At 72.0% G+C, this 24,671-nt stretch carries 19 protein-coding genes and 1 pseudogene; 10 read left to right on the top strand and 10 right to left on the bottom strand.

Annotated features, from left to right (window positions below; all coding sequences use genetic code 11):
- Positions 1–64: 64 nt before the first annotated feature.
- Together O1G21_RS10665 and O1G21_RS10660 are read right to left on the bottom strand one after the other, a co-directional pair.
- Positions 65–916: an alpha/beta fold hydrolase gene (locus tag O1G21_RS10665; protein WP_270142795.1), complete on the bottom strand. Its 852-nt coding sequence runs from the start codon at positions 914–916 to the stop codon at positions 65–67.
- Between the two features lie 496 nt (positions 917–1,412).
- A complete protein-coding gene (locus O1G21_RS10660; RefSeq protein ID WP_270142793.1) occupies positions 1,413–2,522 on the bottom strand; it encodes an FAD-dependent oxidoreductase in 1,110 nt (369 codons plus the stop codon).
- Between the two features lie 124 nt (positions 2,523–2,646).
- Between O1G21_RS10660 and O1G21_RS10655 the strand changes: the two genes are divergently transcribed.
- The 6 genes from O1G21_RS10655 to O1G21_RS10630 all read left to right on the top strand — a co-directional run bounded on the left by O1G21_RS10655 (position 2,647) and on the right by O1G21_RS10630 (position 9,890).
- A complete protein-coding gene (locus O1G21_RS10655) occupies positions 2,647–3,240 on the top strand; it encodes a TetR/AcrR family transcriptional regulator (RefSeq protein ID WP_270142791.1) in 594 nt (197 codons plus the stop codon).
- A 278-nt stretch (positions 3,241–3,518) separates the two neighbouring features.
- Entirely contained in the window at positions 3,519–3,899 is a 381-nt protein-coding gene (locus O1G21_RS41740; RefSeq protein WP_405000622.1) for a helix-turn-helix domain-containing protein, read from the top strand.
- A gap of 375 nt (positions 3,900–4,274) precedes the next feature.
- Complete coding sequence (locus tag O1G21_RS10645; protein WP_270142789.1) at positions 4,275–5,642, top strand: MFS transporter; 1,368 nt, start codon at positions 4,275–4,277, stop codon at positions 5,640–5,642.
- A gap of 53 nt (positions 5,643–5,695) precedes the next feature.
- On the top strand, positions 5,696–7,528 hold the full coding sequence (gene asnB / locus O1G21_RS10640; RefSeq protein ID WP_270142787.1) for an asparagine synthase (glutamine-hydrolyzing): 1,833 nt from the start codon (positions 5,696–5,698) through the stop codon (positions 7,526–7,528).
- A gap of 30 nt (positions 7,529–7,558) precedes the next feature.
- Positions 7,559–8,830 (top strand): cytochrome P450 family protein, encoded by a 1,272-nt coding sequence (locus tag O1G21_RS10635; RefSeq protein WP_270142785.1) that lies wholly within the window; start codon positions 7,559–7,561, stop codon positions 8,828–8,830.
- 118 nt (positions 8,831–8,948) lie between these two features.
- Positions 8,949–9,890 carry an isocyanide synthase family protein gene (locus tag O1G21_RS10630; protein WP_270142783.1) on the top strand — a complete coding sequence of 314 codons (942 nt, stop codon included), beginning with the start codon at positions 8,949–8,951 and terminating at the stop codon, positions 9,888–9,890.
- A gap of 109 nt (positions 9,891–9,999) precedes the next feature.
- On the opposite strand, the gene O1G21_RS10625 is transcribed toward O1G21_RS10630, so the two are convergent.
- From O1G21_RS10625 to O1G21_RS10615, 3 genes are read right to left on the bottom strand one after another with little or no spacing between them, the layout of a single operon-like run.
- Positions 10,000–10,776: an ABC transporter ATP-binding protein gene (locus O1G21_RS10625; RefSeq protein ID WP_270142781.1), complete on the bottom strand. Its 777-nt coding sequence runs from the start codon at positions 10,774–10,776 to the stop codon at positions 10,000–10,002.
- Positions 10,773–11,837 carry a FecCD family ABC transporter permease gene (locus tag O1G21_RS10620; RefSeq protein WP_270142779.1) on the bottom strand — a complete coding sequence of 355 codons (1,065 nt, stop codon included), beginning with the start codon at positions 11,835–11,837 and terminating at the stop codon, positions 10,773–10,775. The genes O1G21_RS10625 and O1G21_RS10620 overlap by 4 nt, the downstream gene beginning before the upstream one ends.
- Positions 11,837–12,937: an ABC transporter substrate-binding protein gene (locus tag O1G21_RS10615; RefSeq protein ID WP_270142777.1), complete on the bottom strand. Its 1,101-nt coding sequence runs from the start codon at positions 12,935–12,937 to the stop codon at positions 11,837–11,839. The genes O1G21_RS10620 and O1G21_RS10615 overlap by 1 nt, the downstream gene beginning before the upstream one ends.
- Positions 12,938–13,090: 153 nt before the next feature.
- Here O1G21_RS10615 and O1G21_RS10610 point away from each other — a divergent pair, with 153 nt between their 5' ends.
- Entirely contained in the window at positions 13,091–13,582 is a 492-nt protein-coding gene (locus O1G21_RS10610; protein WP_270142776.1) for a DUF1775 domain-containing protein, read from the top strand.
- Between the two features lie 451 nt (positions 13,583–14,033).
- On the opposite strand, the gene O1G21_RS10605 is transcribed toward O1G21_RS10610, so the two are convergent.
- On the bottom strand, positions 14,034–14,792 hold the full coding sequence (locus O1G21_RS10605) for a hypothetical protein (RefSeq protein WP_270142775.1): 759 nt from the start codon (positions 14,790–14,792) through the stop codon (positions 14,034–14,036).
- A 399-nt stretch (positions 14,793–15,191) separates the two neighbouring features.
- A pseudogene (locus O1G21_RS41735) lies at positions 15,192–15,284 on the bottom strand (superoxide dismutase); the annotation flags it as partial.
- A 126-nt stretch (positions 15,285–15,410) separates the two neighbouring features.
- Here O1G21_RS41735 and O1G21_RS10600 point away from each other — a divergent pair.
- From O1G21_RS10600 to O1G21_RS10590, 3 genes are all read left to right on the top strand, one after another.
- The gene (locus O1G21_RS10600) at positions 15,411–17,258 is read left to right on the top strand and encodes a flavin monoamine oxidase family protein (protein WP_270142774.1); all 1,848 of its coding nucleotides are present in this window, start codon (positions 15,411–15,413) and stop codon (positions 17,256–17,258) included.
- Positions 17,259–17,681: 423 nt separating this feature from the next.
- Positions 17,682–18,461, top strand: a complete 780-nt coding sequence (locus O1G21_RS10595; protein ID WP_270142773.1) for a helix-turn-helix transcriptional regulator — start codon at positions 17,682–17,684, stop codon at positions 18,459–18,461.
- A gap of 309 nt (positions 18,462–18,770) precedes the next feature.
- On the top strand, positions 18,771–19,742 hold the full coding sequence (locus O1G21_RS10590) for an alpha/beta hydrolase (protein WP_270142772.1): 972 nt from the start codon (positions 18,771–18,773) through the stop codon (positions 19,740–19,742).
- A 108-nt stretch (positions 19,743–19,850) separates the two neighbouring features.
- Here the strand turns inward: O1G21_RS10590 and O1G21_RS10585 are convergent, their stop codons facing one another.
- The 3 genes from O1G21_RS10585 to O1G21_RS10575 form a co-directional block, all read right to left on the bottom strand.
- Positions 19,851–22,586: a helix-turn-helix transcriptional regulator gene (locus tag O1G21_RS10585; protein ID WP_270142771.1), complete on the bottom strand. Its 2,736-nt coding sequence runs from the start codon at positions 22,584–22,586 to the stop codon at positions 19,851–19,853.
- A 183-nt stretch (positions 22,587–22,769) separates the two neighbouring features.
- Positions 22,770–23,726 (bottom strand): AraC-like ligand-binding domain-containing protein, encoded by a 957-nt coding sequence (locus O1G21_RS10580; RefSeq protein WP_270142769.1) that lies wholly within the window; start codon positions 23,724–23,726, stop codon positions 22,770–22,772.
- Between the two features lie 118 nt (positions 23,727–23,844).
- Positions 23,845–24,663 (bottom strand): carbohydrate ABC transporter permease, encoded by an 819-nt coding sequence (locus tag O1G21_RS10575; protein WP_270142768.1) that lies wholly within the window; start codon positions 24,661–24,663, stop codon positions 23,845–23,847.
- Positions 24,664–24,671 lie beyond the last annotated feature (8 nt).

Below are 24,671 nucleotides of genomic sequence, written 5' to 3'. Positions count from 1 at the left end.
GAACCGCCCTCCGCCCTCCCGGCGTTCGGGGGCCGCTGGTCGGCGGCGGGATGGTGAGGAGTTGTCAGCGGGTGGCGCGGGCGGCCTTCTCGATGACGCCGGCCACCAGGTCGGGGTGGGACACCGCGACGGAGTGGGACGCGGCCACCTCGGTGGTGTGGGCGTGGGCGCGCTCGGCCATGAACCGCTGGGCGGCGGCCGGGATGTTGAGGTCCTCGGTGGTGACGATGTCCCAGCTGGGTACGGTCTGCCAGGCGGCGGTGGTGGCCTTCTCCGTCAGCGCGGCCTGGGCGATCGGCCGCTGCGACGCGGCCGCCAGTGCGGCCCGGTCGGCCGGGACGTCGGCGGCGAACTGGGCTCGGAACTTGTCCTGCTGGATGTACAGGTCGGTGCCGGTGCTGCCGTCGGCGTTGGTGAACGGCACCGGGTCCAGCGTGCCGGGCAGGGTGGAGCCGGGGAACTGGTTGGTCAGTTGCAGCGCGGACTCGCCGGGCGCGGGCAGGAACGCGGCGACGTAGACGAGGGCCTTGACCCGCGGCTCACCGACGGCGGCCTCGCTGATGACCGAACCGCCGTAGGAGTGGCCGACCAGGACGACCGGGCCCTTGATGTGGTCGACGAGGCTGCGCAGCGCGGCGGCGTCGGAGGCCGGGCCACGCAGCGGGTTGGCGGCCGCGACGACCGGGTAGCCGTCATGGCGCAGCTTGGCGATCACGCCGTCCCAACTGGAGCCGTCGGCGAACGCGCCGTGCTCCAGGACGACGGTCGGCTTCGGGCCGCGGTCGGCCGCCGCCGAGTCGCTCGCCGCGTCAGCGGTGCCGGTGAAGGCGAGGGCGCCGATCGCCACGGTGGCGCCGACCGCAGCGGCCATTCCCGTGATGAACCGCCGCTTGCGACCGTTCTCAATGCTCGACATGGGTCACGCTCCTGAGATGAGGACAACTGGACTTGGTGGCCTTCACTGTCGCCCGCGGCTCGTCCCGGCGGCATCGGTCATGTGACTTCAACCTTCTACGTGTTCGGGCGCCACGCACCGGGTTCACGACCCTCCGTCAGCTGACTGATGTGCCCGAGGCGGTGTGCCGACGACAGTGATGGCGCCGTCCCCGGATGGCGACGAGAGATCATGAATCGACGGCTTCTGCCGCTCGCGGCGGCCGGTGTCATCTATGCGCCGGTGAGCGTGCGGACCCACATCGGATCACCAGTCCCCGGCGGTAGGAGTACACGACCGAGCTGAACGGGGCCGCGAAGCCCGAGCTTGCCGGGAAGGCAGGACGCGGATGCCTTGACGGTCTCCTGGCCGCCTACCCCCATGCTGCGATGGCCGTGGGGCGGCCGGAGCGACGCCTGCGGCTCACGGTCGCGGATCGGTTTGCCCTGCTCAGTCAGTCGGTCGGAGTCAAGTCGCTTCAGGAGGCCGTCGCGGGAACGAGGTTGTCGAGTCCCTGTGCACTGCCCGTCGCGGCCCTGATCGAGCGCGGCAGCATGATGCTCTCGTAGGCGCGGACGGCCTCGTCGACGCTGGATTCGGTGACCAGTGCGTGGGCGAGGTCGGCGCCGTCGAGCATGGCGAGGTTGGCGCCCAGCCCGACGGGTGGCATCAGGTGCGCGGCGTCGCCGAGCAGCGTGACGCCGGGAACGTGTTCCCAGGTGTGCGGGGCGGGCAGGACGAACAGGGGCCGGTGGATGAACCCGTGGTCGCTGTTGCGCAGGAGGTAGTGCAGGCTCTCGTCCCAGTCGTCGAACAAGCTCAACAGATGTGTCCGCACGGCCTGCTGGTCGCCGAGGTCGATACCGGCGGCCTCGTGCCAGTCCTTGGGCGCGCGGAGGGCGATGTAGGCGCGGATGTGGCCGTTGCTGTTGCGCTGGGCGACCAGGGTCCTGCCGGCGCCCTTCGCCAGCATCGATCCGTTGCCGACCAGCCGCGCGAGGTCGGGATGGCGGGTGTCGCAGTGGTCGAATCCGGTCTCGACGAAGGTGACACCGGTGTAGTCGGGTACGGCGGGTGACAGAGCCGGGCGCACGCGTGACCAGGCGCCGTCGGCGCCGACCACCAGGTCGAAGTCCTCGGCGGTGCCGTCACCGAAGAGCAGCCGGCAGGTGCCGTCCGCCAGCGGGGTGACGCTGGTGACGGTGCTTTCCCAGCGAACCGTGCCCTCGGTGAGCGAGTCCAGGAGCAGACCCCGCAGCTGGCCTCGGTCGATCTCCGGCCGGCCGCCGCCGGCGGCCGGCCCCTGCCGCGCCAGGAGGGCGGCGGTTGAGAAGTCGAGCACGCGCCACTCGTCTCCTTCGGGGCGGGCGAGGGCGTGGAATCGGTCGAGGAGCCCCGCCGTACCGAGGGCGGCCTGGCCGGTGTCGGGATGCATGTCGAGGGAGCCGCCCTGCGGGCGGGAATCGGCGGATGCCTCGCGCTCGAAGACGGTGACGGAGCGGCCGTGTTGCTGGAGGACTCGGGCGCAGGTGAGGCCGCCGAGGCCGGCGCCGACGATCGCGATGCGGGGATCACGAGCAGAGTTCACGGAAGTGTCCCTCGGGAGGTGGGTCAGCCGCCGGGAGATCCGGCACCACCAAGAAACCACACTCGCTCAATAAGTGCAATGACTACACTTTCACAGTGACTGCACTTCGAGGTACGGTGGGCGAGTGACCGAACCGACCGGGCGCCGCGAGCGCAAGAAGGCCCAGACCCGCCAGTCCCTGGCCGACGCCGCACTCGAACTCTTCCTCGAACGCGGCTACGACCAGGTCGGCGTCAAAGACGTCGCCGACCACGCCGACGTCTCAGTCACCACCCTCTTCAAACACTTCTCCGGCAAGGAAGCCCTGGTCTTCGACCAGGACGACGAACTGGAAGCAGAACTCGTCGCCGCGGTGCGCGAACGCCCCCCGGGCCAGTCGATCCCGCAGGCGCTGCGCGAGCACCTCCTGCTGAAGCAGACTCAGCTCGCCGTCCATGCCACCGACCCGCGGTTCGCCGACTTCACGCGTCTGGTGCAGGAGACCCCCGCGCTGCGCGACTACGCCCACCGCATGTGGACGCGCCACGAAGCGGCCCTGGCCAGGGCCGTCGCCGAGGCGGTGGGTGCGCCCGAGGACGACGTCAGCTGCGCCGCCCTGGCCCGTTTCGCTCTTGAGGCCCGCAGTCTCATCCTGGGGCACGCCGAACCGCGCCGAGCCGCCGACGAGGCCTTCGCGCTGCTCGAACACGGCTGGGCAGCCTCCCATCCGAGCAACTGACCGGGCTGCCAGGCGCCCCGCTGTGCGCGGTGGCGGTGCGCGCCGCTCGGGACCCTCGGTGAGGCCCTCCGCGAGACGTTCGAATGGGGGGAAGGATGCAGCGCAGACACGGGGTCCACGTGATCATGGAGTCTCTACGCTCAGTGATCACGAAGGACGGCCGTGCTCGCGCTGCCGTCTCGACACTGGGCCCCCGGGGGGCGTCGGCGGGAGCAACGGGACTTCGTGGTACAGCGCGTACCACTCAGCGGGGCGGGGTGTGCGGGAGGACGGGGTGCATGGATCAACTCGGCGCCGCGCTGCGGGCGTGGCGGGACCGGCTGGACCCCGTGACGGTGGGCTTCGCACACGGCTCACCCCGTCGGGTCCCCGGTCTGCGACGCACGGAGCTGGCGACGCTGGCCGGCATCTCGGTCGAGTACGTGGTCCGGCTGGAGCAGGGACGGGTGGCGACACCCCAGAACGAGGGGTGGTGCGAGCTCCAGCCGGGGAACTGCTTGCCGATCCGGGCATCGCAGCGCACCAGGCCGGTCAGCACGGTGGCCGCGGTGAGCACGGAGACGCCCTCGGAGTGGACGGTCGCGAAGACCGGCGCCGCCGAGTCACCGACCGGATCGGGCAGCCGTTGCTGGACGGCTACGGCAGCAGCACCGGGCTGACCGTGTTGCCTCCGATCGGCTGCGGGCGCCCGATCGACGGCTTGACGCTGCGGGTGCTGGACGATGCCGACAGGCCGGTCGCCCGGGGCCGTGGGCGTCCCGACGGCTCTGTCGACGTCACTTCACGAGTTGCGGGTACAGCGTCTCGATGTCCGCTGCGAGGCCGGCCTTGACCGCGTGAAGGACGGGCAGCTCCGGGGGCTTTCGCATGGCCGGCGAAGAATCATGCAAGTGTTCGGAACTTCCGGGAGTCCCGGTCCGACTCATGTGCCGGGTGTCGTCGCCGACGGTGCCCGATACAGGAGGAGGACGGAGCATGCGGCCCATGAGGTGCCGGTCGGATCGGCCGAGATCCGCCGGCAAGGGGTGTGCGCGGTGAGCGCGACGACGGGTCGGGAGGCTCCGCAGACGGTCACGGACCGCTGGAGCCTGGTCGCGGTCGCGGGGATGCTGTCGTTCGTGGCGATGCTCGACATGAACATCGTCAACATCGCACTCGCGGACATCGGCACGGGCTTCCACATATCCGCGCAGACCGCCCAGTGGGCGGTCCTGGGATACCAACTCCCTCTGGTGGCGCTGCTCCTGCCGGCCGGACGCTGGCTGGACGCGGTCGGCACCCGCCCCGCGCTGCTGACCGCCGTCGCCGGGTTCGCGCTGGGCAGCGCCGCTGCCGCCGCGGCGCCCTGGGTCGGTGCGCTGATCGCGGCCCGGGTGGTCCAAGGGTCCTTCGGCGCCGTGCTGTTCGTTCTGATGCCGGTGCTGGCGATGCGTTCGGTGCGGCCGGAACTGCGGGGCCGGGCGATGAGCGTGCCGGCGACCCTGGGGCCGCTCGGCGCGGTCACGGGCCCGGCCCTGGGCGGACTGCTGCTCGACCACCTGGGCTGGCGGGCGATCTTCCTCGTCAAGCTGCCGGTCTGCCTGGCGGCCTGGCTCCTCGCCCGCCGTCACCTGCCCCGGGGCGGTGCCCTGGTCAAGCCGGCCCGGACGGAGCTGACTGACGCGGCACTCATCGGCGGGGCCGTCTGCGCGGTCCTCCTCGGACTCACCTTCACGGCGGACGCTCCGGCCTGGCTGCTGCTGGCAGTCCCGGCCGTACCGCTGACCGCGCTGTGGCTGCGGCGTGCGGGCGGACAGCCCGTCAGGTCGGTGCTGCGGGCGAACCGGACGGCAGGCCTGAACGCCGCGGTGCTGGCCATCGCCGGGGCCTTCGCCGTCATGCACTACCTCCTCGCCCTGCACCTGCAACGGGACGAGGCCGCCAGCGCCACCGCGACCGGCCTGACCATCCTGTGCTTCCCGCTCGCCATGGGGATCGGCGGGCCCTTCGGTGGACGGCTGGCGGACCGCTTCGGCGCCCGGCCGACCGCGACCGTCGGGGCCGTGCTCACCGCGCTGGGCTTGCTGCTGCTCGTGCCGCTCGGCGACACCTGGAGCCTGCCGGACATCGCCTGGCGCCTCGCCCTCGCCGGAGCCGGCATGGGCCTGTACGGCGGTCCGACCCAGGCCATGGTGATGACCTCCGCCACCCCGGCGACGGTGGCCACCGCCGCTTCCACCGTCCAGCTCGCCCGCAGCCTCGGCTTCACCCTCGGCCCGGCCCTCGCCACCGCCACGTGGAGCCTCGGCGGCTCCGGTACGGGTGGCCTGCACCTCGGCCTCGGCGTCGCCGCGGCCTGCGCCTGCCTCGCCGTCCCGCTGCTGGCACTGCACGGCCGCTCGACCGTCGCCAGGGCGGCCTGAGTCCACGCCACCGCCCACTCACGCCTCGACCGTTCTCACTTCTGGAGCCGCGCATGTGCGGAATCACCGGCTGGGTGTCCTTCCACCAGGACGTCCGGCACCGCGCCCCCGTCATCGAGGCGATGACCGCGACCATGGCCCTGCGCGGGCCCGACGCCGGGGGTGTCTGGACCGGCGCCCACGCCGCGCTCGGCCACCGGCGGCTCGCCGTGATCGACATCGAGGGCGGCGCCCAGCCCATGGCCGACCGCCCCGAGCTGCCGCAGGTGGTGCTCACCTACAGCGGCGAGGTCTACAACCACCACGAGCTGCGCGAGCGGCTCCGAAGCAGGGGCCACCGGTTCGAGACGCGTAGCGACACCGAGGTGGTGCTGCGCGCCTACCTGGAGTGGGGCGACGCCCTGGTCGACCACCTGGAGGGCATGTACGCCTTCGCCGTCTGGGACGAACACCAGCAGCGACTGCTGCTCGTCCGCGACCGGCTCGGCGTCAAGCCGCTCTTCTGGGCGGCCGTCGACGGCGGCCTGGCCTTCGGCTCCGAGCCCAAGGCCCTGTTCGCCCACCCCGAACTCACCCCCACCGTGGACGCCGACGGCCTGCGCGAGGCCTACGGCCTGCTGTTCAACACCGGCCCCACCGTCTGGGCCGGCGTCCGCGAGGTCCACCCCGGCGCACTGCTCGTCATCGACCGCGACGGCATCCGCGAGCGCCGCTACTGGGACCTGACCGCACGTCCGCACACCGACGATCTGGAGACCACGAAGGAGCGGGTCGGCGAGCTGGTCGACCGCGCCGCCAGATCGCAGCTGGAGGCGGACGTCCCGCTGTGCAGCCTGCTCTCCGGCGGCCTCGACTCCACCGTCGTCACCGCCCTCATCAACGACGAACTCCGGCTCAGGGAGGGCCCGCAGGCCAGGCTCCGCTCCTACGCCGTCGACTACAGCGACCAGGCCGAGCAGTTCACCGGCGACGTCCTGCGCACCGGCCACGACACGCCCTTCGCCACCGAGGCCGGCGCCTTCATCGGCACGGACCACGCCACCGTGATCCTCGACCCGCACGCCCTGCTCGACCCGGAGCACCGCCGGGCCGTCGTCGTCTCCCGGGACTCACCGATCGGCGTCGGCGACATGGACACCTCGCTCTACCTGCTGTTCGGCGAGATCCGCAGGCACTCCACGGTCGCCCTGTCCGGCGAGGCAGCCGACGAGGTCTTCGGCGGCTACCCGTGGTTCCACAACCCCAAGGCGCTCGCCGCGCAGGCCTTCCCCTGGCTGCTCGTCACCGGCGACGACGCCGCCATGCCGATCAACCCCGAGCTCGCCGCCCACCTGCGCATCGGCGAGTTCCGCAACGACACCTACCGCAGCGCGCTCGCCGCGGTCCCGCACCTGGACGACGAGACGCCCGAAGAGCACCGGCAGCGCGAACTGCAGCACCTCTCGCTGACCCGCTGGCTGCGCCAGCTGCTGCACCGCAAGGACCGCCTCTCGATGGCCCAGGGCCTGGAGGTCCGGGTGCCTTACTGCGACCACCGGCTCGTCGAGTACGCCTTCAACACCCCCTGGGCGATGAAGAACCACGACGACCGCGAGAAGAGCCTGCTGCGCGACGTCGGCCGGGGCGTCGCCCCCGACTCGGTGCTATGGCGGCCGAAGAACCACTACCCGGCCACGCACCACCCCGCCTACAACCGCGGCCTCCAGCGGCTGGCCCGCGAGGCGTTGGACGCGCCGCACGTACGGGACATCGCCGACGAGACGGTCATCGAGGCCGCCCTCGACACCCCCGCCGAGCAACTCCAGTGGGGCCACCGGCTCCGCCTGGAACGCGTCGTCGACCTCGCGCTGTGGCTCGACCACCACCGCCCCGCCCTGGCCCTGTGACCATCCCACCCGCCACCCAGAGGAACCGGCATGACCACCCCTGACCACACCGAGGGCCGCTGCCCCGTCACCGGCGCCGCCGCCGGTGAGCCGATCCCGCTCTACGGCTCCGCCTACAAGACCGACCCGTACGACCTCTACCGCCGCATGCGCGACGCCGGGCCCGTCCACAAGGTCCGCTTCCCCTCCGGCATCGCCGCCTGGCTGGTCACCGGCTACGACGCCGCCCACCAGGCGCTCAACGACCCCCGCCTCGGCAAGAACCACGAGCTCGGCAACGACGACTGGCGCGCCCTGGCCTCGATCATGCCCGAGCCCCAGCACTCCCAGCTCCAGGCGCACCTGCTGCACCAGGACCCGCCGGAGCACACCCGGATGCGCCGCCTCGTCCTGGACGCCTTCGCCCCGCGCCGGGTGGAGTCGCTGCGCCCGCGCTTCCAGGAGCTCGCCGACGCCCTCGTGGACGAGCTGCCCGCCGAGGGCGGCGCCGACCTGGTGCAGGGCTTCGCCGCGCACTACCCGTTCCGGGTCCTGGCGGAGGTCATCGGCCTCCCGGCCGAGCTGGCCGCCCGTTTCGACCGGGACTGGGGCAAGGTCGTCCAGCCGGTCGGCCCGCAGGACCCGGGCCGGCCCGCCTACGAGGCCCGGTTGTTCGGCCTGCAGACGTACATCGCCGAGGTCGTCGCCCACAAGCGCGGGCACTGGGACGACGATCTCCTCTCCCGCCTGGTCGTCGCCAAGGACCGCAGGGAGCTGACCCAGGAGGAACTCGACTCGATGATCTTCCAGCTCCTGGTCGCCGGCCAGGAGCCCGTCACCAACCAGATCACCACCATGCTGATCACCCTGCTCCGCCACCCCGACCAGCTGGAGCGGCTGCGCGACGACCCCGCCCTGATGCCCCGGGCGATCGAGGAACTCCTGCGCTACGACAGCGCGTTCGAGCTCACCACCTGGCGGTTCTTCGCCGAGGACAGCGACCTGCACGGCACCCGCATCCCGGCCGGCGACTCCGTCATCGTCTCGCTGTGCGCGGCCAACCGCGACGGCAAGCAGTTCCCGAACGCCGACACGCTCGACCTGGAACGCAGCCCGAACTCCCACCTGGCCTTCGGGCACGGCATCCACTTCTGCCCAGGGGCCGCCCTCGCCCGCGCCGAGCTCCAGATCGCCCTCGCCACCCTGCTGGCCCGCCTGCCCGGCCTGCGGCCCGCCGGCTCCCTCGACGACCTCACCTGGATCCCGGCCGTGCTCGCCCGCGGCGTCAACCGGCTCCCGGTCGCCTACGACAAGCGCACCTGACCGACCCGGCCACCGCCGGTCGACCCACCCCGCCCGACCAGGGCGGCCCGGCACCCGCCTCCCGTCGGGACGAGCGGCGCCGGGCCGCCGTCCCGCCATGCCCTCACGGAGGAGACGCATGCCCACCGAATCCGTCACGGGCAGTTCCAGACCCGTCCGACAGACCTGCGCCGCCGTCCTGGAACTGCTGCTGCCCCACCGCCGTGCCACCGACACCGCGGTCCCGGCCGACGTCGACGACTTCCCCGAACAGCTGCGGCAGCTGGCCGAGTTCGTCGAGGCGGGAGACCGGATCGTCTTCACCCTGCCGGGCTTCCCCTGCAAGTCGCCCAGCCCCGCCAAGGTCCTCGGACACCTCCCCGACGAGGGCGAACGCCTCTCCCTCACCTTCCTCGAGGACCTCTGCCGGGCGGTCGGCGAGGTGTACGAGCCGGGCGCCCGGATGGAGATCTGCTCCGACGGGCACGTCTTCGGCGACCTGATCCGGGTGCCGGACCCGCACATCGACGCCTACTCCGACGAACTCGCCGCCCTGATCCGCCGCGAGGGCCTGACCCGCCTGTCCGTCTTCGACCTGCGCGACGTGCTCGGCGACCTGCCGTACGACGAGAAGCGCGCCCGGGTGCACGACGAGTACGCGCCCACCGTCGAGGAACTGCGCGCCGAGGTGAGACGCGACGAGCACACCCTCGCGCTCTACCGGGGCATCACCCGCTTCCTCACCGAGGACACCGTGGACTTCACCGGCACCAGGTCCGCCCTCCAGCGCGAGTGCCGCCGGCGCGCCTACGGGGTCATCCAGCGCAGCCGCGCGTGGGGCGACCTCATCGCCGAGCACCACCCCCGCACCGTCCGCCTGTCCATCCACCCCCAGCCGCGCGGCGCCGCCAAGTTCGGCATCCGCCTGCTCGACGCCACCGACGCCTGGACCACCCCCTGGCACTCCACCGTCCTGCACCGCGCCGACGGCAGCTGGCAGTTGATGCGCCGGGCCGACGCCGAGCAGCAGGGCACCCTGGTGCTGCGTGACGGTCGGCCGAGCCACTTCGAGGAGTCCTGAGCCCTGCCGGCCGACACACCACGCCCCCTCGCTCCCATCGGGAACCAGGGGGCGGTCCGGCGGTCCTACACCGAGGCAGTCGGCTCCCCGGCGGTGGTCCCGCCGGCGGTCACGGGGCGGCCTGCCGGTGGTCGAAGGCGATCAGCGGATCACCGGTCAGCGGATGTTCCACCACCGCGGCCCGCACGCCGAACACCTTCGCCAGCAGCTCGGGCGTCAGCACCTCCCGTGGCGTGCCGGAGGCCACCAGAACGCCCTCGTGCAGGACGTGCAGCCGGTCGCAGAGCGAGGCCGCGGCGTTCAGGTCGTGCAGCGAGATCAGCGTGGTGCGGCGCTGCTCGCGCAGCAGGGCCAGCAGCTCCACCTGGTGCTGGACGTCGAGGTGGTTGGTCGGCTCGTCCAGCACCAGTACGTCCGGCTGCTGGGCGAACGCCCGTGCCAGCAGCACCCGTTGCCGTTCCCCGCCGGACAGCTGCGCGAACCGGCGGTCCGCGTGGGCCCCGAGGCCGACCCGCTCCAGTGCCTCGGCGACGGCGGCCCGGTCCCACTCGTCGTCCCCGGCGAAGGCCCGCTTGTAGGGGGTGCGGCCCATCGCCACGACCTCGCGGACGGTGAACTCGAAGTCCGAGCCGCGCTCCTGGGGCAGGGCCGCGATGTGCCGGGCGGCCTCGGCCGGGGCCAGCGAGCGCACGTCCCGCGAGGCCAGCAGGACCCGCCCCGCGTTCGGACGCAGGTGCCGGTAGACGGTGCGCAGCAGGGTGGACTTGCCGCTGCCGTTCGGCCCGACCAGGCCGGCGATCTCGCCCTCGGCGGCGATCAGGCCGACGTCGGAGAGCACGTCGCGCCCACCGAGGGCGACGGACAGTTCCTCGATGGCGATCCTCATCCGCGCTCCAGCCGTCGGTCGAGCAGGTACAGCAGGACGGGTGCGCCGATGACGGCGGTGACGACGCCGATCGGCAGCTCCTGCGTGTCCAGGGCAGTGCGGGCGACGGTGTCCACCACGACCAGCAGGACGGCGCCGGTCAGGGCGGACAGCGGCAGCAGCCGGCGGTGGTCGCCGCCCACGACGAGCCGGCACACGTGCGGCACCAGCAGGCCGACGAAGCCGATCGCGCCGGAGACCGCGACCAGGACCCCGGTCAGCAGGCTGGTGACGGCGAACAGCTCGCGGCGCAGCCGGGCGGTGTCGACGCCGAGGCCGGCGGCGGTCTCGTCGCCCATCAGCAGGGCGTTGAGGTGCCGGCCCCGTGCCTGGAGGACCAGCCAGCCCAGGACGACGGCGGCGGCGGGCACGGCGAGCTGGTCCCAGGTCGCGGCGCCGAGGCTGCCCATCAGCCAGAACAGCACGCCCCGCGTCCGCTGCTCGTCCCCGGCCTGGAGGACGAGGAAGCTGGTGAACCCGGAGAGGAACTGCCCGACGGCCACCCCGGCCAGCACCAGGCGCATCGGGGCGAAGCCGCCGCCGCGCCGGGCGATCGCCCACACCAGGGCGAAGGCGGCCAGCGCGCCCGCGAACGCGGCGGCCGAGACGCCGAACCCGAAGGCGAAGCCGGTGCCCGCGCCGAGGACGATGACGGCGACGGCGCCCAGCGACGCGCCGGAGGAGATGCCCAGCAGGTACGGATCGGCCAGCGGATTGCGCACCAGTGCCTGCACGGCGGTGCCGACCAGGCCCAGCCCGGCGCCGACGAGTGCCGCGAGCAGGGCACGGGGTACGCGCAGCTGCCAGACGATCAGATCCCGGGTGCCGGCCTCGGGCGCCGTCCCGGTGATCCGGTGCTCCACCACGGTCCAGACCTCCCGGACCGGGATGTCCACGGAACCGAACGAGACCGCCAGCGTGAGGGCGACGACCAGCGTGGTGACGAGAGCGGACGCGACGAGGCCGGCCCGCGCGGTGCGCGCGGGCCGGCGGACGGGCGCCGCGGCGGGTGCGGCCGTCACTACTGGGCGTCCTTGACGAGGTCCGGGAAGAGGGTGTGGGCGATCTGCTGGACGGTGTCGGCGTTGCGGGTGCCGGCGATGGTGGTCACCTCCGAGCCGATGCGGACGAAGTGCCCCTCCTGGACGGCCTTGAGGCCCTTGGTGGCGGGGAACTCGCGCAGGAACTTCTCCGCGTCGTCGAACGCCTTCTTGTTCTCGGCCTCGCTGCCGCGGTTGCGGACGCCGAGCTGGATCCAGTCCGGGTTCTTGGCGACGACGTCCTCCCACGAGACGGGCTTGAAGTCGCCGTCGCAGTCGCCGAACACGTTGCGGGCACCGGCGAGGGTGATCACGGCGTTGCCGACCTGCCGGTTGCAGACCGCCATCGGCTGCTTGGTGCCGGCGTCGAAGTCGAAGAAGAAGTAGCCGGGGCGCTGGTCCGCCGCCACACCGGCCAGCGCGGTCTTCACCGACCCGACCTTCTTCTCCATGTCCGCGACCAGCGCATCCGCCTTGGCCGAGGTGCCGGTGACCTGGCCCAGGCTCCTGATGTCGCCCTCGACGCCGGAGAGCTCCTGCTGCGGGGCCTTGGCCATCGCCGCGCAGGCGGTGGAGTGCAGGAACACCCGCTTGATCCCGGCGGCCCGGTACTCCTGGTCGGTCGGCGTGGTGCCCATCCCGCCGCCCATGCCGCCCATGGCGGCGAAGGTCTCCACGTACAGGTCGGCGCCCGAGCCGAGCAGCTTCTCCTTGGGGATCACCATGTCCCCGAGCACCGGCACCTTGGCGCCGGCGTCGGCGATGTCGGCCGGCAGCGCGCCCTTGCCGGGCGGGAAGCCCGTCCCGGTCACCCGGTCACCCGCGCCGAGCCGCAGCAGCATCTCCAGGCCGGACGCGTTGCTGGTGACGATCTTCTTCGGCGCCGAGTCGAACACCGTCTCCTTCCCGGCGCAGTCCGTGACCTTGACCGGGAACGCCGCCGCGGCCGACGGCGCCCCGGCAGCGGGTGCGGACGTGGCCGCCGCTCCCGCGTCGCCGGTCTTGGCACCTCCGCCACTGCCGCATCCCGTCACGAGGACGGCGACGGCGGCGGCCATGCCGCACAACACACGAGAACGCATGGAAATCTCCTGGGAAGATCCGGGTGCAGGGGCCGACGGTTGCGGCCCGGCACTGGTAGTCGGACGCGACACCGGAAAAGTTCCGTGCATGTCCGGGGTTCTTCCCCGGCTCCCCGCACGGCGGTGCGGCGGGTGGTGTCATGATGTCCGGCCATGTCTGACTCCGGAACCCGCCGCCGAGCCTGTGCCGGTGCGCGCCGCCGCGCTCGACCTCCGCGTTCTGCGGGCTCTGCCCTTCGCCAGGACTTCACCGTCGACCTCGGCGCGCTGCCCGACGGCACCGACAAGGTCGTCTTCAAGGCCCTGCAGACGTACAGCGACGGCAACATCGTGCGCTGGATCGAGGAGGCCCAGGACGGTCAGAAGGAGCCGGAGCACCCGGCCCCGGTGCTGCACCTGACCGCGGCCACCGGCGGCGACGCCACGCCGGCCGCGAGCGCAGCCGCGAGCGCCCCGGCGGCGAACACCGCCGCGGCCCCGGCGGTGAGCACGGCGGCGGCGAAGGCGAGCAGCAGCGACTCCACCGCCCGCACGCTCGGCATCGCGGGCATCGCGGGCATCGCCGTCGGCGTCCTCGGCGCCGTGACGGGCGTCGTGCTCGGCCGCCGCAGCCGCAAGGCCGACGGCTCCACCGCCTCGGCGTGACCGTCCGGGGCCGGTGCGGGACTCCTCCCGCACCGGCCCCACAGAGCCTCCCGCCGGGCGGGGTCGGACCTCAGAAGGCCGTGCCATACACGGCCGCGCGGAGCCCGGGATAGCGCTTCGCACGGCGCGCGGCGGTGTTCACCGCCTTGCTGCCGACGCTGTCCGTCGGCGGTCACGTCCTGCTGACCGGTATCCCGTTGCCGGGAACCGTCATGGCCATCGCCGCCGTGGCCGTCCTCGGCGCCGCCGCGAAGCATCGACCGCTGGATCGAACTGCCCCAGGGCGGCACCGAGCCCGAGCACCCGGCGCCCACCCCTCAAGCTCGCCGCCGCGCCGGGAGCGACCCCGGTCGGCACGCCGTCCGCAGCGCCCACGGCGTCCGCAACCCCGTCGACGTCGCAGCCGCCGCAGTGCCCGGCCCCGTGACGCGGGAGCCGGGCAGCGCGGCTTCTAGTCGACGTGCAGGGTGAGCTCGGCGGTGTGCAGTTGTCCGGCGGTCTGGAACTGCAGGAAGACTCGCCAGTTGCCCGGCTCGGCGAGCAGGGCCTGGAAGGTCAGCGTGGGCCCGCCGTGGTCGCCGTTGACGGTGTTCGCCGGGTGGAGGTGGGCCAGTGCCTGGTCGCCTTCGTGGAAGGCGGTGAGGTGGGCGTAGCTGTCGAGGTAGGGCTGGAGGTCGGTGACCGGGCGGCCGTCCTGGCTGACGGTGGCGGTCAACTGGTGTGCGCCGGCCATCGGTTGGGCGTACAGGGTGACGGTGTAGCCATCGACGGTGGTGCTGTCGGTCGGGGCGGGCAGGGGTTTCGGGACGACCTCGCCCGGCACCGTCACGGTGCGGCTGAGGACGAGCTCTGTGGCGTGGGGGCCGGTGTTCGGGATGAAGTCGGCGTACAGCCGCCAGGTGCCCGGAGCGAGGGCGGCGAGATCGGCGGTCCAGGTGCCGTCGTCGGCCATGTCCGGGTGCAGGTGCTGGAAGCCGGTGAGATCGGTGCGGATCGCGTAGAAGTGCAGCTTCCTGGTCTGGTGGACGGCGAAGTCGGTGACCGGGGCGCCGTCAGGGCCGGTGACGGTGAACCGGAAGGCCGTCGGCCGCCCGGCGGGCACGCCGCAGGTCGCGATGTTCAGCCGGTAACCGTCCTGCTCGGCCGCGAGGCCGCGGGCGAGGCCCTGGGCGGCGCCCGCCGTGTGCGCCATCCCGGGCATCTCCGGCATGCTCGCTGCCGTGGCCTGCGGGGAACCGGAGGGAGCCGAGGGGACGGACACCGCCATCCCGAGAACGAGCAGTGTGGGCACGCAGGACGCGAGCAGCCAACCTCGGGAGAACGGACGAGGAGAGGTGGTCATCGGCAGGTCTTTCCCGTAGCGGGCGCGCCGGAGAGGGCGCCGTCCGGGGCCGAGGGGATTCGGCCTCCTTACAACAGGAGACCGGTGACGGTCAGCGCGATAACCGAAAGTCGCGACGGAAGCGCAGAGCCCTCCGCGGCACCGACGGCGGTCGGGCCACGGAGGGCTCAGCCTGTGGCCGGGGTGTCGGCCCGGCCTCGGCGGAGCGGAGGCGGTCCGCCGGGGAGGATCACCCGGACAGGTGGAAGGCGAAGGGGCGGCGTGGTGCTTGGGGTGGTGCAGTTCCAAGATCTCGGCCGACATCGCCCGCTCGAGCGCGGAGTAGTCGTACGGCAGGTCGGGAAGCGAGTACGTGCCCATGGCGGGACACAGTTCCGCTCGAAGGACGTGGTGGTCGTGCCGGGTCTTCGGTGAGTTGGCGTTTCCTGGGGCGGTGCTCGGGCGTTGATTCGATGGAGTGTCCAACTGCCGTGATCAGGAGAAGAGATGACAGAGCCGACCGTGAACCGCCCCGGCGCGCCGACTGCCGCTTCGGAACGTCCCCGGCTCGCGCGCCGTGCCCTGCTGGGCTCGGTTGGCGCCGCCGCGGCGGCTGGTGCGATCGGCGCCGGAGGGAGGGCTTCGGCCGTCCCCTCGGGCGCCCTGGTGCCTGCGTTCGCGCCGAGTACCGGGGCGGTGGCCGATGAGGCGGTCAGTCGCGCCCTGGCGCGAGAGATGCTCATGGTCGGTGAGGACGAGCAGAGCGATCTGACGCTGGAGTATCTGCGGATTCTGATCGACGGCCGGCTGCCTGCACGTACGGGCCGCAAGCGGGTGCTGGTGGTGGGCGCGGGAATCGCGGGCCTGACGGTTGCGACGCTGCTCAAGCAGGCCGGTCACGAGGTGGTCGTGATCGAGGCCAATGCCAGCCGGGTGGGGGGACGGATCAAGACCTTCCGCCGGATCTTCTCGGACCCGCTGCTGCACGCCGAAGCCGGTGCGATGCGTCTGCCCGACTTCCACCCGCTCGTCCTGGGCCTCGCGGACAAGCTCGGCCTGAAGCGGCGGTTGTTCTACAACGCCGACGTCCAGCCGGGCAGCGGTCCGTCCGGTGCCGTGCCACCGGTGACGTACCGTTCGTTCACCGGGGAGAGCTGGAGCAACGGCCCGCAGGGGACGTTCACCGCTCCTGCGGCCGCTTTCCGTTCCCTGATCTCGGTCAACGGCACCACGACCTCCCGTGCGGCGTACTCGAAGTCTCCCGCCGCGGTCAACCGTTCCTTCGGCGCGCGGTTCGACGCCACCACTGCCGCCGCCCTGAACAAGGCGTTCGAGAAGGTCACCGTCCCGGACGGCGACATCCGCTCGCGGCTGGACGCCTGGACCGGCGTCTTCCGCACCTACGGCTACCACTCCACCCGCCGGTACCTGCGCGAGGAGGCCGGCTGGGACACGGCGTCCGTGCAGGCCGTCGGCACCCTGGAGAACCTCACCTCGCGCCTGCACTACTCCCTGATCCCGACCCTGATCGATCACGCGGTCATCAGCCCCGCCAACCGCTACTGGGAACTCGAGGACGGCACCGCCGCGCTCACCGACGCCCTGGCCGCACCGCTCACGGACGAACTGCGCCTGGGGTGCCGGATGACCCGCCTGCGGCAGGAGGCGGGAAAGGTCACCATCGAAACGGTCGCGGAGAGCGGGGACGAGGAGTCCTGCGACGGCGCCCCCACCCCCGGGACCGAGGTGTTCGAGGGCGACTACGCGATCGTCACCATCCCCTTCAGCGCGCTGCGGTTCTGCCGCATCGAGCCGCTGATGTCCTACCCCAAGCGCCGGGCCGTCGCGGAGCTGCACTACGACAGCGCCACCAAGGTCCTACTGGAGTTCCACCACCGCTTCTGGGAGCAGGGCCCGGACGGCTTCACCGGCGGCGGCTGCGTCAGCGACAGCGCCAGCCGCTTCACCTACCTGCCCTCCCACGCCCCGCAGGGGTCCCCGGGTGGCGTCGTACTCGCCTCCTACACCTGGTCCGACGATGCCGCACGCTGGGACTCCCTCACTCCGGGCGAGCGGTACGCCTTCGCCCTGGACGACCTGGAGCGCCTGTTCGGCCCGCGCGCACGACGGGAGTTCACCGGTGTCGGCGCCACCCAGTCCTGGGCCCGGGCCCGCTACGCGCTCGGCGAAGCCGCCATCGTCACCCCCGGCCAGCTGCACGAGCTCCACCCGGCGACCCGGACCCCGGAAGGACGCGTCCACTTCGCCGGCGAGCACACCAGCCTCAAGCCGGCGTGGATCGAGGGGGCCCTGGAGTCCGCGGTGCGTACCTTCCTCGAGGTCCATCAGCGCTGAACGGGGCACGGACGCCGCGGGACGCCCTCGTGACGTGGTGGTGCGACGCGGTTGCTCACACAACTGGACGCGGTTCGTCGATCCGACGGCGGCCGGATGGTGCGTAACCGAATTGGAATCGCGGCCCGGAGATCACGCGGGTTGCGTCGTGTCAGCTGCCGTGAGGAGGCGCGCCTGCCGAACGGCCGGGTGCGTAGTCGTGTCGACGGTCATGTGACGCATGCCTGTGCGTAGGGCTCCCTGCCACAGTGAGGTGCATGAGGCCGCCTGCGGCGGCGTGTCCTGACGCTGGGAACGGCCGCGGGCCTCGCCGCCGCCACACCCGCTCGCGACCGGGCCGTCGAGTCGGGTGTCGGCCTCGACCGCGCGATGGATGTGCGGGTCCTGCTGCTTTCCGGGTCGCGATTCGACAGGAGAAGATCGATGACGACGATGTCCTGGCATATCCAGGCCGTCTCCCCGATGCCTCTGAGGGATGAGGAGTTTTTCCATCTGGCACGGGCGGTCGACGATTCGATGATGATCACCAGCGATGGTGACGAGATCCCCTTGAAGGCGAGCGACCTCGTTTTCTGCGATCCTGGCCGGTCTCGCACCCCGCGGTTCGCCGATGACGGCCGGGTTGCTGTCCTTCGTCTGCCCCGTCGCCTTCTGGAGCTGTCGGAAGCGGACTGCGATCGCCTCACGGGAATGATCTCGGAAGGCGGTGACGGCTTGGGTGCACTGGTGTCGAGCTGTCTGGCCGAGCTCACCACCGGGGTGCAGGATCACAGTCCGGAGACCATCCACCGGCTCACCCGCACCACCGTGGATCTTCTCGTCGTCCTCGTCATGGAACTTCTCCAGACGGAGCGGGAGGAGCTTTCGACGGTCGCCCATAGCGAACTGATCGCGCAGATCCAGAACTACATCGAGAAACACCTGACGGATCCGGACCTCTCGCCGTATTCGATCGCCCGCGCCAACCACATATCGGTCCGCTACCTCCACAAGATTTTCCAGCACGAGGGCATCACGGTGGGTCAGTGGCTGCGGCAGCGCCGGCTGGAATCCTGCAGGCACGACCTGAGGCGCACACCGAACCGCAGGATCGCCGTCTCGGCAGTGGCGAACCGTTGGGGCTTTGTCAGCGCGTCGCACTTCAGTCGCGTTTTCCGGGAAGAATACGGCATGAGCCCCAGCGAATGGCAGGCCCTGTCGTGATCACGGACGGTCGCGGCGGTTGCAGGGCCACGGACGCCCGGCCGGCCGGGAACGCCGCCTCCGAGGGGCGCGCGGGCTGCCGCAGGACACCGCGCGAACACAGGGGTGTCGACTCCCGGCGCTCTCGGCGTTCCTGGCACGGCCTCAATCGGCTTTGCGCCGTGGGGACAGTCGTGTGCACTCCTGGCGCAGTGCCCCCCGCCCGGCGACATAGCGTGGCAACAACGTACGCCCCCGATGCCTTCCTGAGGGTCCGGCGCCGTCACGCCGGTCCCACCGACATCTCACGTACAGGATGGGAGAACCCGCATGCCTGGTGCCGTCGAGCCGGTCCAACCGGTGCTCGAACCGGCGGCAGCCGCCCTCGCGGAAGCCACCACCCGCCCGCCCTACCTGTTCGAGCTGCCCCCGGCGGAAGGGCGCAAGGCCGTCGAGGAGATGCAGGACTGCGGGGTCGCCAAGGCCGTGATCGAGGAGGAGTGGATCACCGTACCGGGCGGTCCGACCGGCAGCGTTCGCGTGCGGATCGTGAAGCCCGCCTGTACCGAGGGCGCCCTCCCCGTCATCCTCTACCTGCACGGTGCGGGATGGGTGTTCGACGGTGCCCGGACGCACGACCGTCTGGTCCGTGAACTGGCCGTCGGTGTCGAGGCCGCCGTGGTGTTCCCCGAGTACGCCCTCTCACCCGAGGCCCGCTACCCGGTCGCCATCGAGCAGAACTACGCCGTCGCCCAGTGGGTCGTGCGGCAGGGTGCGGCGAAGGGGATGGACGGCACGCGGATCGCGGTCGCCGGTGACTCGGCCGGCGGGAACATGGCCATCGCGCTGACGCTGATGGCCAACGAGCGCGGTGATGTTCCGCTGGTGTACCAGCTGTTGTTCTCGCCGGTGACCGACGCCGCCTTCGACACCGGCTCCTACCACCAGTTCGCCACCGGGTACCTCCTGCGCCGCGACGGCATGCGGTGGTTCTGGGACCAGTACACGACCGACGAGACCGAGCGCGCCCGGATCACCGCCTCCCCGCTCCGCGCCTCCACCGAGCAACTCACCGGGCTGCCACCGGCTCTGATCATCACCGCCGAGGCCGATGTCCTGCGCGACGAGGGCGAGGCTTACGCGGGCAAACTCCGCGCGGCCGGTGTCCCGGTGGTCTCCGTGCGGTTCACGGGTGCCATCCACGACTTCGTGGTGCTCGACGCCCTGCGCGGGACCTGCGCGGCCGAGGCGGCCATCACACTGGCTGCCGACACCCTGCGCGCCGCCCTCTACGGCGCCTGACCCGGTCGCCGGTACGCGCCCCGCGAGGGCAGGCACCGGTGCTCGCGGCATCGTCGGTACGTGGTCGGGAGGCGCATCGGGGGTGTCGGCGAGCGGGGAGGAGCAGGGCTATTCGCCGCCGAGGTCGGCCAGGTGCAGCTGGCCGCGGGAGGTGATGTCGAGCTTCTGGAAGATGCGGCGCAGGTGCTGGCCCACCGTGCGGTGGGAGATGAACAGTCGGGTTCCGATCTCGCGGTTGGTTATCCCGGTCGCCGCCATTCTGGCGATCTGGAGTTCCTGCGGGGTGAGGGTGTCCCCGGTGGGCGGTGCGGCCCTGCGGACTGCTTCGCCCGCCGCGCGCAGTTCGGACCGCGCGTCCTGGGCGAAGACGGTGGCGCCCAGCGCGTCGAAGCTGTCCACGGCCGCCCGCAGGGGTCGGCGGGCCTCCAGGATGCGGCGCTGGCGGCGCAGCCACCGGCCGTAGGACAGCTGCAACTGTGCTCGGTGGAAAGGCCAGTTGACCAGCAGCCTGTCCTCAAGGGCCTGCACGTAGGAGGCCTCCGTCCGGTCGGGGGCGACGATCAGGGGGCGGGTGCGGGTGGCCATGGCCTTCAGGAGCGGGGCGGTCGTCTTCTCGGCCAGCGCACTGAGCCGGGCGTGATGGTGCGCCGCCTCGTCGGTGCGATCGGTGCGGACCGCGGCCTCGATGAGGTCCGCGGCGCCAAAGACGCCCAGGACCGGGTGGTAGGTGATGTCGGCCGGATCCAGCACCCGCGTCAACTGCTCGTAGGCGTCGTTGTACAGCTTGTTGGCCATGGCGTGACGCCCCTTGGCGAACTGGGCGAATCCGAGCATCGAGTGCGCTCCGGCGGAGAGCAGTTCCGCCTCGGCCCTCCGGATGAGTTCGTCCGCGGTGTCGGACTCCCCGCGTTCGCTCGCCAGGGTGGCCAGTACCAGGTCGGCGGCGCACGCCCACAGGGATCGGCCGGTGTCGCGGGAGAGCCGCCGGGACTCGTCCGCCGCGGTGTGCGCCAGCCGGTGTTTGCCGAGGTGGAGCGCGGCCCACGCCTGGCACACGAGGGCTTCGCCGAGCAGTCCCAGGCGTCCCTGCCGGCGCAGGCCGTCGACGGCGGCACTGTGGTAGGGCCAGGACAGGTCGAGCGCCCAGATCCCGGTGAGCGAGGAGCCCAGGGCGTGCTGTTCGGCCGGGTCGTCCACGGTCCCCGGGGCGATCCGGCCGGTCGTGTCGATGATCCGGGCCGCTTGACCGACGGGGTCGCCCAGGGCGGCGACGGACAGGGCCATCGGGTCGCTGTCGTGCCGCTGCAGCCGCCGTGCCGCCTGGACGAAGAGGTCGCGGGTCTCCTGCGTCGGGTTGTCGTGCCAGCACCTGATGGACAGGGGCCACAGCGCGTTGAGCGCGAGTACGGCGCCCGCGCTGTCGGCACCGGCCAGCTGGTCCGCCACGTCGGCGAACGCCCTCACCCGCTCGGGGCTGAGCCAGCTCTCGTGGTTCAGTACCTCGCTCAACAGGGTGAGGCGCAGCCTCTCCTCGGTCCGGAGTTCCGCGGACTGTGCCTCGGCGAGCTGCTGGCGTGCCGTGGCGGCCTCGCCGAGTTCGAAGTTGATCTCTGCCGTGCGTAGGAGGAGCCGGCCCCTGTGCGTGTGGGGTCGGCTGCGGAGGGCCGCCTGTCGCAGCGCCTCGGCCGCGGCTCGTGGGGCACCTCGGCTCAGTGCTCTGAGGGCGGCTTGTTCGAGGTCGAGCGCCACGTCGTCGTCCGCCCCGGGGGTCGCGGCCGCACGATGCCAGGCCCTGCGTTCGGGCTGTCCGGCCAGCGTCTTCGCCAGTGCCGCGTGCGTGCTCAGCCGACGGGAGGGGCCGGCCGCGTGGTAGATGGACGAGCGGACCAGGGGGTGGCGGAAGTGCACCTCGGGCCCGCGGATCTCGAGCAGCCCCGCGTCGACGGCGGGCTCCACGGCGGCGACCGAGAGGTCGCCGCCGACCAGGCCCTTCGCGGTCTCGATGATCTCCGCGAGGTCGGCGCCGTCGTCGGCGGCGGCGACCAGCAGGACGGTCTGGGTGAGCTCGGGCAGGTCCGAGGCGCGTGCGAGGAAGGACCGCTCCAGGCGGCGGGTGGTCGGCACCAGGGGCAGCAGTGCCGACGGGACGCTTCCGTCCCCGCGCAGCACCGTCGGCAGTTCGACCAGCGCCAGCGGATTGCCGGCGGCCTCGGCCAGGATCCGTTGACCGAGGGAAGGGTCGAGCCCGGGCGTGCGCGCCTGCAGGAGCGCCGCCGCCGCGTCGTCATCGAGCCGGTGGAGCTGCATCTCGGTCAGGCCGGCGTCGTCGAGTGCGCTCTCGTGACCCTCGCGGACGGCCGTGAGCAGGGCGACCCGCTCGCCTTCGAGCCGTCGGGCGACGAAGGCGAGCACCTCGCTGCTCGCCCGGTCGATCCACTGCACGTCGTCGATCAGCAGGGCGACGGGGGCTTCGTGGGCCAGGCTGCTGATCAGCTCCAGTGAGGCCAGCCCGACGGAGAACATGCCGAGCGCGGCGCTGTCGTTCATGCCGAAGGCCGCGTACAGGGCCTGCCGCTGGGGCTCCAAGAGTGACGGAGTGTGGTCAGGCAGGACCGGAGCGAGCAGCTGGTGCAGCCCGGCGTAGGGAACGGAGGCTTCGGACTGCACGCCGAGCGCCGACAGGACCCGGCCGCCGTGTGCGAGGGCGGCTTCCCGGGCTGCGCCGAGGAGGGCGGTCTTCCCGATGCCGGCCTCACCCCGCAGCAGCAGGGCGTCGCCGGCTCCGTCGAAGCAGCGGGAGAGAAAGCCGGACAGGAACCGCAGTTCGTCATCACGCCCGTACAACACGTCCCCCGTCCGAAGTCACCACCGCGAGAGCGTCGGCCCGCTCGGTGGGGATGACTTCACCCTCGGGACCTGCGTCCCGACACACCTTCACTCGGCTGAGAACAACCCTCGCCTCACGGCCCGAACGTAACATAGCCCCAGGTCAAGGAAGGAGCCGTTCCCCGGCGGGGCCGCGGAGGGTCATCGTGCCTGGTTGCTGCTGATCTGCCAGTCCCTGGGGGGCATGCCGTAGGCGGCGCGGAAGGCGCGGCTGAAGTGGCTGGAGTTGGCGAAGCCCCAGCGGCGGGCGATGCCTGCTATGCCGAGTTCCGCGGCGACCGGGCGGAGGAGGTCGCGGCTGCAGCGTTCCAGGCGTTGGGCGCGGATCCAGCTGCTGACCGTGGTGTTTTCGAGGTGGAAGAGCTTGTGGAGGAATCGGACCGACATGAAGTTGGCCTCCGCGATCGTGGACGGGCAGAGGTCCGGGTCGCGGAGGTTGCGCAGGATGTGGTCCTTGACCCGTTCCAGGGAGGCTGCGTTCCGCGGGGCCTGTTGGCGGGAGCGGCCGGAGCGGTCGTCGACCAGTAGGGCCAGCAGGTCGAGTGCGGTGCTTGCGGCCCGGCGGCCGACGACCTCGTCCAGGACCTGTGCCTCGCGCGCCATCCGGGAGAGGTAGGCGGCGACCAGGGCGGCGCTGCCCTCGGCTCCGCTGAAGGGGGTGGCGGTCAGGGCTCGGAGGTCCCGCTCGGGGACGTCCAACTCGGCGCGGGGGAAGTGGAAGGAGGTGAAGACGAATTTCTCCTCGATCTTCTTGCGGAAGACCCGGGAGGTGTCGGTGATGGAGAACTCGCCCGGCCGGATGACCGACTCCCTGCCGTCCTGCTCCTTGAGCGCGGTGCCGCGCTCCTGCAGGCTGAGGATCAGCGACGGGGGGCCGTCGTCGGCGATCATGCGCCGGGTGCGCGTCGCCACCTGCGGTCCCGCCTGGACCCGCAATATCCGGATCGGGCCGAGTTGGTGGCCGACGATCGTCCCGGGCGACGGTACCTCCTCCAGGAGGTCCACGGCCATCGGCACGAAGGCGTGGGACACCGCCTCGTGCCAGCGCTCCGCCCGGTCGGAGGCGGACAGTCGCGCGGTGGAGAGAGATGCGGGCACCGGGTTCCTCTCGGGTCGGTCGGCCACCGGTGGCCCGTCCACCGCTGCGCCTTCCGGACCACCGTGCCAGCGGGCCCGGGGCGCGGCATCGCGTGAACCTACTAGATCGGGGTGGCCCTCATTTGTCGGCCGCACCGGCGACGGACCCGGTGACGTGGCGCTGGGCGACGACGAGCAGGACGGCGGCGGGTACGGAGGCCATGACGGCGGTGGCCATGACGGCGTTCCAGTGGTTGGTGTGGGCGCCGAGGTACTGGTAGACGCCCAGGGTGATCGGCCGGACGGTGTCCGTGGTGGTCAGGGTGAGGGCGAAGAGGAAGTCGCTCCAGGCGAGGAGGAAGGTGAAGACGCCGGCTGTGATCAGTGCGTTCCGGCTCAACGGGAGCACCACGCAGCGGAAGACGCGCAGTCGGCCGGCGCCGTCCATCCGCGCGGCCTCGATGACCTCCTCGGGGATGCTCCGCATGAACGAGTGCAGGACGACGATCGCGAAGGGGACGCCGGCGGTGGAGTCGGCGAGGACCAGCCCGAGGTGGGAGTTCAGGAGCCCCAGGTCGTTGTAGGCGCCGTAGAGCGCGTCGGCCACCACGATGCTCGGCACCGCCTGGGTGGTCAGGATGCCGAGGAGTACGACCTTGGTGCCGCGCAGGCGGAACCGGGCCAGCGCGTGGGCCGCCGGTGCGGCGAGAGCCAGGCTGAGCAGCGCGCTGCCGAGAGCCACCACGAGGCTGGTGACGAGGTTGCGCCCCTGGTCGCGCAGCGCGGTGGCGTATCCGCTGAGGTCCGGGTGGAGCGGGAACCATCCTCCGCGCAGGGTGTTGCCGGCCGGCTGGAGGGAGGCGTTCACCATCCAGTAGACGGGGAACAGCATCAGCGCGAGCAGGACGATCCCGACGAGGGTGGACAGCGGGCCGCCGCGGCCGGGTGGGCGTTTCACGGGAGCGC

The organism is Kitasatospora cathayae, from assembly GCF_027627435.1.
In the GTDB taxonomy this organism is placed as follows: Bacteria; Actinomycetota; Actinomycetes; order Streptomycetales; family Streptomycetaceae; genus Kitasatospora; species Kitasatospora cathayae.
Note: the sequence above shows the minus strand (reverse complement) of the source record. Positions and strands in the feature narration are given on the sequence as shown.

Coding starts and splice junctions, on each gene's coding strand:
- O1G21_RS10625 (WP_270142781.1), bottom strand. CDS start 10,776: ATGAGGATCGCCATCGAGGAACTGTCCGTCGCCCTCGGTGGGCGCGAC.
- O1G21_RS10665 (WP_270142795.1), bottom strand. CDS start 916: ATGTCGAGCATTGAGAACGGTCGCAAGCGGCGGTTCATCACGGGAATG.
- O1G21_RS10635 (WP_270142785.1), top strand. CDS start 7,559: ATGACCACCCCTGACCACACCGAGGGCCGCTGCCCCGTCACCGGCGCC.
- O1G21_RS10605 (WP_270142775.1), bottom strand. CDS start 14,792: ATGCCGGAGATGCCCGGGATGGCGCACACGGCGGGCGCCGCCCAGGGC.
- O1G21_RS10595 (WP_270142773.1), top strand. CDS start 17,682: ATGACGACGATGTCCTGGCATATCCAGGCCGTCTCCCCGATGCCTCTG.
- asnB (WP_270142787.1), top strand. CDS start 5,696: ATGTGCGGAATCACCGGCTGGGTGTCCTTCCACCAGGACGTCCGGCAC.
- O1G21_RS10590 (WP_270142772.1), top strand. CDS start 18,771: ATGCCTGGTGCCGTCGAGCCGGTCCAACCGGTGCTCGAACCGGCGGCA.
- O1G21_RS10630 (WP_270142783.1), top strand. CDS start 8,949: ATGCCCACCGAATCCGTCACGGGCAGTTCCAGACCCGTCCGACAGACC.
- O1G21_RS10610 (WP_270142776.1), top strand. CDS start 13,091: ATGTCTGACTCCGGAACCCGCCGCCGAGCCTGTGCCGGTGCGCGCCGC.
- O1G21_RS10600 (WP_270142774.1), top strand. CDS start 15,411: ATGACAGAGCCGACCGTGAACCGCCCCGGCGCGCCGACTGCCGCTTCG.
- O1G21_RS10615 (WP_270142777.1), bottom strand. CDS start 12,937: ATGCGTTCTCGTGTGTTGTGCGGCATGGCCGCCGCCGTCGCCGTCCTC.
- O1G21_RS41740 (WP_405000622.1), top strand. CDS start 3,519: ATGGATCAACTCGGCGCCGCGCTGCGGGCGTGGCGGGACCGGCTGGAC.